A 9,370-nucleotide genomic window follows, 5' to 3' on the forward strand; every position below is an offset into this window, starting at 1 on the left:
CCAAGCCCACATCCCCTTTGTTGGGTTGTGGGGGGCGACGGTTTTTTAGTAAAACCCCCGGCGGGGGGGGCCGCCCCCGGCGGGGGGGCCGCCCCCCCCCCCACCAGGCCGGAGTCGGAACGGGATCAGACGGCCGACTTCTCCAACAGCTCTTCGCGGGCCACATGCTGCTCATCCTCCGGCCGCCCCTTCTTGGGCAGCAGGAAGGTGGCGGCGAGGAACGCCAGGAGGACGCACACCTGGGCGATCAGCGCGTGCTGGGCGCCCGGGACGAAGTCCCCGTGGTCGGCGCGGGCGAAGAACAGCGAGCCGAACACCGCCACGCCGATGGACCCGCCGATCGACTGGACCGCCGACAGCACGCCGGACGCGGAGCCGATCTCGTGGTCGTCGACCGCCGCCAGGATGAAGCTGAACAGTGCGGCGATCACCATGCCGGCACCGATTCCGGAGACGACGACGCCGGGGGCGATGTCCCAGATGGAGAAGGAACTTCCGAGGCTGTCGAGCTCCCACCACAGCAGACCCGCGCCGGCGAGCTGGATCAGCGGGCCGACCTGGATGACCACCCGGCCGATCCTGTCGGCCAGGAAGGCGCCGCTGACCGCGCCGCCGACGGCGGTGCCCAGGGCCAGCGGAAGGTTGCCCAGCCCGGCTTCACCGGCGGTGAAGTGCTGTCCGATCTGCAGGAACAGGGTGAGCACGAGCTGCGTGCCGACCAGGCCGCTGAAGAACAACGCGATGCCGCCCAGCCCGACCGTGAAGGCGGGCTTGCGCAACAAGGCAGGGGCGACCAGAGGTTCACGGCCCTGTGCGGCCGCGCGGCGCTGCCGGCGCGCGAAGAGGACGAATCCGAGCGCGGAACCGGCGATCGACAGCCAGGTCCACAGCGGCCAGCCGTCCTCCTGGCCCTGGTTGAGCGGAAGGACCAGCAGGGCGCAGGACGCCACGACCAGCGCCGCGCCGACCAGGTCGATGCCGACCGCGCGGTCGCCCGGCTTCCTGGGGATGACCTTGGCGGCGACGACCAGCGCGGCGATGCCGACGGGCAGGTTGACCAGGAAGACCAGGCGCCAGCCCAGGCCGAAGAAGTCGGCGGAGATCAGCCCGCCGCCCAGGACCGGACCGATGATGCCGCCGAGCCCGAGGACCGGGCCGAAGATCCCGAAGACCTTGGCGAGTTCCGCCCCCGAGAAGTTCTCCCGGAGCAGCCCCAGGCCCTGCGGCAGCAGCAGCGCGCCGGAGGTGCCCTGCAACAGCCGGAAGGCGATCAGCAGTTCGATGCTCGGCGCGACCGCGCAGAGCATCGAAGTCAGTGTGAAGGCGGCCAACCCGACGAGGAACGTCAGCCGGCGGCCGTAGCGGTCGCCGAGCCGTCCGCCCAGGATCAGCCCGGCCCCCAGGGTCAGCGCGTAGCCGCCGATCACCCACTGGAGTCCGACCGATCCGGCACCGAGGGACTCCTCCAGCTCGGGCCCGGCGACGTTGACGATCGACGCGTCGAGAAGGTCCATCAGCTCGGCGACCAGCATCACCACCAGGATCAGCCACCGCCACTTGTACGGCGGAGCGCCGGTCCGGTCGGGTTCCATAGAATCTCACTCCATTGGTTACCAATATCATTAGCAATATCGAGAGTATCCTGGTGCCCATGGATGTCAAACGGGCCGACGCCGGCCGAGCCGCGAAGGACCAGCAGACGCAACCGGCGCGCAGGAACCCCGCGCGTGCACGCCGGAGCGCGGGCAGCCACGGGGACATCCGCGACCAGCTGCGCACCCTGACGCTGCGCCAGCAGCGCTTCGAGCGCTACCTGGGCCGCGAGATGCGGGTGGACGCCGCCGGACTCGCCGTCATGGACCACCTCATCGCGCACGGGCCGGCCACCCCGACCGAGCTGGCCCGCCGCCTGGACGCCTCGACCGCGGCGACCACCCTGGTCATCGACCGGCTGGTGGCGGGCGGGCACGCCAGCCGGGCACCGCACCCGACCGACCGCCGCAAGGTGGTCGTCTCCCCCGCCGAGGACTGGGAGGCGTCCGCCTTCGAGCACGTCGCGCCGATCGTCCACGGCGTGAACGCGGCCGTCGAAGCCCTCACCGACAAGGACCGGGCGACGGTGAAGGCATTCCTGGACCGGGTCCTCAAGGCATACGACGACGCGATCAAGCCCTGAACCCCAGCGTCGCCCCCAGCGGCCGGTCGGCGAGCTCGGCGTAGTCGCGGCGCTCCCACCGGTAAGCGCCGCCCGAAATCCCCACACGACCGCCCACAACGCCGAACCGTCGCAGGCCCGTTCGCCTCCCTTCGGGACGAGGTGCCGCATGGGACGCACGACCCACACCCCCGGCCGCCCTGCTGGAACGAACCCGACCGAACGCCTGACAGGCCGCCGCGGCAACTGCTGCCACGCTGGACCACGTCCGGTGTGCCGCGTTTCGGACCCGGGGACCAAGCCTGTGGCGGGCCGTACCTCTGGGCTCTCGGGCCGACGGCACACCGGTGCGTTGCCCGCCGCGTTCGGCCGGCTGCGCCCGCGCCGACCGTACGGCACCGAGCCGAACAACGGCGCGTCCTTCGTTCACACCCGCCCGGTGGGGAACAGTGCGCTGGGGACCAGGTCGAGCCGGGTGTCGGGTTCCTCGTCGGGCGGGGTCAGATCGAGGGCGAAGTCGCCGAAGCGGCGGATGGTGTGGGTGATGTACGGCGAGACGGTGGCCAGGTCGTCCAGGTCGACGGGGTGCCCCTCGGCGGCCAGCGCGTTCGCCGCCGCCGTGATGTCGCAGGCGTTGGAATAGATCACGCAGTTCGCGAGCAGCTCGTTGAACTTGATGATCTTCTCCTGGTGCTCGGGGTCGTTGCTGCCGATGAGCTTCCCGCCGAACATCAGCCAGTCGGAGAAGCCGTGGAACGCCTCGGCCCGGTTGGTGATCGCGGTGATCTGCTCTCGCAACGAGGGATCCGAGAGGTACCTCGACAACGTGATCGTGCGAATGACCCGGCCCAGTTCCCGGAACGCCCGGTACAAGCGGTTCTTCCGCGAGTTGTTGCCCAGCCGACGCAGCACCGTCACCGACGACAAACGCCCCTCGCGGATCGAGATCGCTGTGCGCAACAGGTCTGACCAGTGCGTTTCGATCAGCCGCCAGTCGATGACGTTGTCGCCGAACAGCGAGTCGATGTGCTCGTACCGCGCGTCCGCGCCGGGCCGGTAGAAGTTCAGGTCCTTCCAGTTGCGGATACGCGGAAGAAGGTCGAACCCGAGCAGGGCCGCCAATCCAAAGACCGGCAGGGACTGGCCTTGCGTATCGGCGTGGATCGTATCCGGGGCGATGTCCGAGTCGTTCTGCAGGAGTCCCTCGATGATGTAGACGGCCTCCCACACGCCGCACGGGATGAAGTGGCTGAACAAGGCGATATACGTGTCGGAGATGTGCCGGTACGCGATCCCGCCGTACCCGCCGTACCGGATGTGGGATTCGGCGAGGAGGTTGTTCTCCCACGTCTCGATCTGCGTGCCGTCTGCGGCGACCACGTTCCCGTCGCCCCACATCCCGGCCACGTCCAGCCGGGCGAACGCGTTGATCACGTCCACCGACGCGGCGTGGATCCGGTTCGGCGCCGCGTGCTTGTTTCCCGTCGTTGCCAGCTCGTGCACGGACACCTGCCCGCGCATGTGCCTCGCCACCTGCGCCGCACCCAGCAGCGTCCCGTTCGCGAACACGGTCAGCAGCGGCGCAGCGCGTCGCGGATCTTGCGGTCGGACCCCGACGCCGGGCCAAAGTGCCGGTGCCAGTTCAGCAGATACGCCGTGCGGATCAAGATGTCCAGCAGCGCCCGCTCGGGCAGCCGCTCGTGCACGGCCGTCTCCAACACCAGCGCGGACGGCCGCCGGTCCACCCCCTTGCGGCGTTTGAGCTGCGGGCGCCCGCCCTCCAAGACGAGGTCGGTGTTGCCCGGATAGCCCGCGTCCACCTGGGCCGCAGCGGTCGTGAGCTGGTCGCGGTAGAACGCCACGACCGCGGCCGCCTCGACGGGGATGCCTGCCTGCCCGCAGTACCGGTCCACCAGTGGCGCGCACTCCTTCCACGACATCAGCCGCGCGTGCAGGTTGGCGTACGAGTCCGACCCGGTCACCGCGATGTCCCCGGACCGCAACTCGGCGGCGAGGTAGGAGAACACGCACACCTCCAAGTGCCGCCGCACCAGTCGCCCCGGATGCCGTGCGTCCCGCAGGATCCGCCGCCAGCCCTCACCTGCAAAGCCCTCGTCCAAGGTCAGCACGACAGGACGCCCGTCCTTCTCGACGGTGACCTGCTCGTCGACGAACTCGCCGGTCCGCGTCCGGTTCGCGCGGATGAACTCCACCGCGTCCAACACCGCCCGGTCCGCGCTGGTCGCCTCCAGCTCCACCGTGTCCAGCAACGTGAACAACGCCGAGCGGCTGCTGCGGTAGTGCCCCTCCAACAGCGGTAGGTAGTTGTTGCCATGGTGCGTGGACACCGCCTCGTGCGTCCGGGACAGCGCGTCCAACCCGCCCGCCCCCGCCAACGTCTTGAGCACCAGCCGCCCGGCCCGCTCGCTGACCTCCCCCTCGGGCGGGTCCGGCGTGCCCGCGCCCACCCCGGCCGCCGGCTCCTCGGCCTCCGGCGCCGCGAGCGCCTCGCGGACCGCCGACAGCACATCGCCGAACACCGCCGTCAGCCGCTCGGTCTCCGCACGGTGCGCCTCGCGCAACCCCTCCAACTGCTCGCGGCCCTTGCGGTGGATGGCCGCCATCCGCTTGCAGAACATCGTCGCGACCTCGTCGCGGGCTGCGGCCCGGCAGACGTGGATCAGACTCGCCAGCATCGTGAGCCGCTTGGCCTCGCCGACCTTGCGCAGGTCGCCCACATCGGCCACCCGCGCCTCACCCGCAAAATGCGCGACCTTCGCGGCCGGCACCCCCGCCAGCCACCGGTCCGTCGGGCCCAGAGCGTCCAGGCCCTGCAGATATCCCAGCCGTGCCTTGAACTTGCCCAGCGACGGCGCCTTCGCCACCGCCTTGAGCCCGTCGAAGTCACTGCGCCGGGTGGTCGGATCAACCAGCAGCAGGCGGCCCAGCCGGGCGCGGTCCGCGTGGTCCAGACGGCCCGCGACCGCGGCGAACAGACCAGTGTTGAACTCGGTCCGGACCGCGGTCACCATGCGGTCCAGTGTGCTGAAGCCGGGCAGCTCGCAGCGCGCCCGGACCAGTTCCTCCAACGCCACGTTGATCAGGTCGGCGGGGTTGTCCTTGGTGGCCACCGCCTTGCGGACCGCCTCCTCGGCGATCGCCGCCACCTTGGCCGGCTCGTACGTCACGCCCAGGAACTCCCGGACCAGCTCGCGGTGCCGCGACAGCGTCCGCTCCGCGTCATGTCCCGCCAGCACCTCGGCGCCCAGGCCCAGCACACCCCGCACATGGTCAACCACTACCGGCGGCACGTCGGGCAGCTTGGGGAAGTACCCCAACCGCTGGTAGCTCTTCAACAGCACCAGCAGCGACAGCCCGTTCGCCTGGGTCTGCGTACGCGCATCAGCCCACGAGACCTCTTCGGCAGTCGGAGTGAACGCCTCCGCCAACTCCCGGGCTGGCACCACCCGCTTGAACCGCGGGTATGCGGTGCGATCGATCGACGCCACCCGCCACCCCCGCAGCAGCCACTACCCGGACACCACGCACGCTATCCAGCACGCGAACCCCCGCCCCACCCGGGTCGCTTACCCGGCCTGCCCACCCTCGGATGCAGGTTTCGGGCGTATTCCGGTGGCCCCCCTATATCGACCGGAAAGCCCTGGGGGCCTCCCGGCGGCGCGAGACCGGGCAGGTCCGCTCAGCCTTGAGGCCCCCACGGCGCGCAGGCCGCTTCAGCTCCCTAAGCTCGGCCGGGTGCGGTTACAGATGCGCGGCCAGGAACGGCAGGACGACGTCGGCCATCTCGTCGGGCACTTCCTCCGCGAGGTCGTGGCCGGCGTCGAATACGTGTCCGGTGACGTCGTGGGCCATGAGCCGCATCTGGGACTCGTTGCGGTCGCCGATGAACGCGGATCCGCCGAGCGCCAGGACCGGGATGTCCAGCTTCTTCTGCGCGGCCCGCCGGTTCTGTTCGGCGTCGACGAGCATCGCCCGGTAGATCGAGAGCATCGCGCGGATTCCGCCGGGCATGGAGTAGCAGCGCACGTATTCGTCGACCGCGTCGGAGCCGGCGCTGTCGGGATGGCTGCGCTCGAACTTGATCATGTAGGTGATCAACTCACGCTCGTGTCCGGCGATCAGCATTTCGGGTACGTCCGGCTGAAAGTAGAAGCCCAGATGCCACAGGTGCATGCCACCGGCGACATTCTCTGGAGTGAGGGCCGTGTGGTCCTCGAAGCCGAATCCGGGGAACAGGGCCTCGGTGAACACGAGGGCGGTGACGTGGTCGCGGTGGCGGGCGGCGAGTTGGTAGCCGATCACCGCTCCCCAGTCCTCGCCCGCCACGGCGTACGTCTCGTGTCCGAGGTGGGTCATCAACTCGGCGACGTCGTCGCTCATCGTCGCGGAGTCGTAGCCGTCCGCGGGACGGGCGGAGTCGCCGAGGCCGCGTAGGTCCGGTACGACAACGGTGTAATGGGGCGTCAGCTTCGGGACCAGGTGGCGCCAGTGATAGCCGGTCTTGGGCACACCGTGCAACAGCACCACCGCTGGGCCGGACCCGGCCGTCCGGTAATGCAGACTCGTTCCGTTGACGATGGCACGGCCCGTGCGGACGGGCATTCCGTCGTGGTCGAACATCATGTTCTCCAACCTTTCTGTCGTACTTCGCGATACGGGTGTCAGGGGGCTTGCGGAGGGTCGACGACGGTCACCAGGCGACTCGGTCCGGTGCCGTCGGTGGTTGTCCGGGCAGCAAACGGGCCGGCGGAGCGCAGAATGACGTTCTCCGGGTAGAGCCGACCGAGCAGGGCCGGCAGCACGAGGTCGTCCTGGCCGGTGCCGTCCAGGGTGACGTCGCCTGCCTGCGTCCACACCAACCCCGGTGCGCGCAGTGCGGACCACACAGCCGCGGTGCAAGGCGCGGCATCCGTGTGCGCGTCGTCCGCGGCGGGGTCCGGCCGGTGAGCGAAGCGGTGGCCGCGCAGGGCCTGGCCGAGGTCGACGTGGGCGGTGGGCGTTCCAGCGGCTACCGCCCAGAGTCGGCGTGCTCGGGATGGGTGCGGGGGGCACGCGTCCTCCGAAGTTTTCGATTGAAGCAGGGCGGGGTCGCCGGATCCCGTGTTCGGGCGGGCGCAGGCGACTTTTCTGGATCATCTGATACAGATTGCGGTCATGAAAAAGGGCTCTGTCTCCGGAAGCGTGAATGATCTTCGAGTCGCGGGATCAGACGGGGTGAACCGGGCCTGGAACAGCGCCGATTCCTCGCCGCCGTCGCCAAGCAGCCGCGGCGGCCCGGGAATTCACGCCGGCGGAAACGGAGACTGAAAAAATCAGTCGAGGGCGGCCAGCGCGACCTCCACGAGGGGTTCGAGGGCGTGAGCGTCCGGGGTGATCTTCGCGGAGACCAGCAGTCCGTTGAGGAAGGTGACGAGGAAGGCGGCGAGGGTGTGCGGGTCGCGTCGCGTCGCGATCTCGCCCCGCTCCGCCGCGACCCGCAGCACCTCGGCAAGCGCGTCCCGACTGGCGTCCTGCATGTCCCGCACGGTGCGCCGGATCGCCGCATCCTTCGGCAGGCGCTCACAGGCGGCGTTGACCACCAGGCAGCCCCGGCCGTCGTCTTCCACCGCGATCCGGACCCGCTCGACCAGCATCGTGCGGATCGCCGACCGGGCGTCCGTCCCCTCCTCCAGGCTGCGCAGGGCGGCCGCCGCGAGGGTGGTGCGGTAGTGCTCCAGAGCCGCCCGGTACAGGCCCTCCTTGTCGCCGAACGCGGCATACAAGGATCCCTGCCCGATCCCCAACTGCTGGGTCAGGTCGCGTACCGAAGTCGCCTCGAAGCCACGCCTCCAAAACAGTTCCATCGCGCGGCTCACCGCCGCCTCGGTGTCGAACTCCCGGGTCCTTGCCATGACCCCACCGTAACGTATCTGGATCGATTGCTCAAGAAAAGGGATCGCGTCCTGACCACGCGCCGCTGCACCGGCCATACGCCCGCTCCGGCGTCGGCTCGGTCGCCCGACACGAGGGGTGGCACGGCCTTCCTCCCGGGCCGTTCGCAGCCGGCGCTGCACGGTACGCGGTGATCCTCGGGCGGCGGCTGCCGCGAGCCGCAGGTATCCGGGCGTCAACACGCCTCGGCCTTCCAACTCCCGGAGGCGGGCGACCACTTGCTCCCGAAACGCGGCCGCCGGCACCACGCCGGTTGCCCACCCGTGGTCCTCGGGCGTCCCGGTCACCATCGCTCCCCGATTCCCTCCCGGCCGGGCCCGGGGCGCCTAGCGACCCGGCCATCGAAACACCGGCTTCCTCCGGAGAGCCGGAAACCGCGTCACCGTGATCCCGAAAACGGCAGCGTCGCTCTCGTCCTCGGGTTCGCAGGCGGGCGCAGAGACCCGGCTTCACGGGCGTCCGGTCCGCAATGGACCGTTTGCAACCATTTGAGAAATGGTTCATAATGGTTCAAGGATCTGAACCGTATAGGTCGATCCTCATGGTTCCCGATCGACCTGACGCGTCGTTACGGCACGGGACCTCGGGGTGTCGACGGGATCAAGCTCGGGACCTGCCGGAAGCCGATCGAATGGCATACCGAAAACCTGAAAACGGTTTCGGATCCTACGCAGCGTCCTGTGGGGGTCACGGTCTGGAGGTTCCTCCCATGAACACCCGTCTTGCCACCCGCCCGGCACCCGCTCCGCGCGACGGGCGTCTGGTGATGATCCCGCTCGCTGCGGGCCTGGGTTCCGTGCCGTATGCACGTCGGCGCGCCGTGGAGGTGGCACGGTGCTGGGGCCTGGCCGACGACGATGTCGAGGCCGTTCGCCTCGTGGTTTCCGAACTCGTCGGGAACGCGGTCCGGCACACGTGCGAGTGCGACGGCCGCGATCGAGAAGAACGGTCCGGCAGGAGTTCGCCGGCCATCCGTCTCTCCATGTGGACCATCGACGGGCTTTTGATCGTGCAGGTCGGCGACGACAGCCCGAGGCCGCCCATGGTCGGCCTCGGAGCACAGGACGATGAGCACGGGCGTGGGCTCTTCCTGGTCGCCGCGGAGGCCGAACAAGTCGGCTACCACCGGACTCCGGGGGGCGGCAAGGTCGTGTGGGCGGCGCGCGCGGTGTGTATGGGCGCGGTCGCGGCAGGCTGCTCGTGACGGGAGTGTCCCGGGTCCTCGGCGCGGTCGCGGGGGGGACCCCGGCCCCGGACCTCAAC

General features: G+C 69.7%; 8 protein-coding genes. 2 read left to right on the forward strand and 6 right to left on the reverse strand.

The genetic code is table 11. The annotated features are described in order from the left end of the window. Positions 1 to 125 precede the first annotated feature (125 nt). The gene (locus tag ACFXMF_RS44760) at positions 126 to 1,592 is read right to left on the reverse strand and encodes an MFS transporter (RefSeq protein ID WP_379992085.1); all 1,467 of its coding nucleotides are present in this window, start codon (positions 1,590 to 1,592) and stop codon (positions 126 to 128) included. A 59-nt stretch (positions 1,593 to 1,651) separates the two neighbouring features. Between ACFXMF_RS44760 and ACFXMF_RS44765 the strand changes: the two genes are divergently transcribed. Next, a complete protein-coding gene (locus ACFXMF_RS44765; RefSeq protein ID WP_360322278.1) occupies positions 1,652 to 2,176 on the forward strand; it encodes a MarR family transcriptional regulator in 525 nt (174 codons plus the stop codon). A 405-nt stretch (positions 2,177 to 2,581) separates the two neighbouring features. On the opposite strand, the gene ACFXMF_RS44770 is transcribed toward ACFXMF_RS44765, so the two are convergent. The 5 genes from ACFXMF_RS44770 to ACFXMF_RS44790 form a co-directional block, all read right to left on the reverse strand. After that, positions 2,582 to 3,724, reverse strand: coding sequence for a transposase (locus ACFXMF_RS44770; RefSeq protein ID WP_379992084.1), 1,143 nt, complete (start codon positions 3,722 to 3,724; stop codon positions 2,582 to 2,584). Positions 3,725 to 3,726: 2 nt separating this feature from the next. Then, the gene (locus ACFXMF_RS44775; protein WP_379992083.1) at positions 3,727 to 5,664 is read right to left on the reverse strand and encodes a DUF4158 domain-containing protein; all 1,938 of its coding nucleotides are present in this window, start codon (positions 5,662 to 5,664) and stop codon (positions 3,727 to 3,729) included. A 253-nt stretch (positions 5,665 to 5,917) separates the two neighbouring features. After that, positions 5,918 to 6,799 (reverse strand): alpha/beta fold hydrolase, encoded by an 882-nt coding sequence (locus tag ACFXMF_RS44780; RefSeq protein ID WP_379992082.1) that lies wholly within the window; start codon positions 6,797 to 6,799, stop codon positions 5,918 to 5,920. Between the two features lie 38 nt (positions 6,800 to 6,837). Continuing rightward, entirely contained in the window at positions 6,838 to 7,062 is a 225-nt protein-coding gene (locus ACFXMF_RS44785; protein WP_379992081.1) for a hypothetical protein, read from the reverse strand. A 426-nt stretch (positions 7,063 to 7,488) separates the two neighbouring features. Continuing rightward, the gene (locus ACFXMF_RS44790) at positions 7,489 to 8,067 is read right to left on the reverse strand and encodes a helix-turn-helix domain-containing protein (RefSeq protein WP_360322265.1); all 579 of its coding nucleotides are present in this window, start codon (positions 8,065 to 8,067) and stop codon (positions 7,489 to 7,491) included. A 749-nt stretch (positions 8,068 to 8,816) separates the two neighbouring features. On the opposite strand from ACFXMF_RS44790, the gene ACFXMF_RS44795 reads away from it, so the two are divergent. Beyond that, positions 8,817 to 9,311: an ATP-binding protein gene (locus tag ACFXMF_RS44795; protein ID WP_379992080.1), complete on the forward strand. Its 495-nt coding sequence runs from the start codon at positions 8,817 to 8,819 to the stop codon at positions 9,309 to 9,311. Positions 9,312 to 9,370: the final 59 nt, after the last annotated feature.

This window comes from Embleya sp. NPDC059213 (assembly GCF_042754445.1).
In the GTDB taxonomy this organism is placed as follows: domain Bacteria; phylum Actinomycetota; class Actinomycetes; order Streptomycetales; family Streptomycetaceae; genus Embleya.

Bases quoted from the DNA above. Each gene is read 5' to 3' on its own strand.
- ACFXMF_RS44765 (WP_360322278.1), top strand. From the start codon at position 1,652: ATGGATGTCAAACGGGCCGACGCCGGCCGAGCCGCGAAGGACCAGCAG.
- ACFXMF_RS44780 (WP_379992082.1), bottom strand. From the start codon at position 6,799: ATGATGTTCGACCACGACGGAATGCCCGTCCGCACGGGCCGTGCCATC.
- ACFXMF_RS44790 (WP_360322265.1), bottom strand. From the start codon at position 8,067: ATGGCAAGGACCCGGGAGTTCGACACCGAGGCGGCGGTGAGCCGCGCG.
- ACFXMF_RS44760 (WP_379992085.1), bottom strand. From the start codon at position 1,592: ATGGAACCCGACCGGACCGGCGCTCCGCCGTACAAGTGGCGGTGGCTG.
- ACFXMF_RS44795 (WP_379992080.1), top strand. From the start codon at position 8,817: ATGAACACCCGTCTTGCCACCCGCCCGGCACCCGCTCCGCGCGACGGG.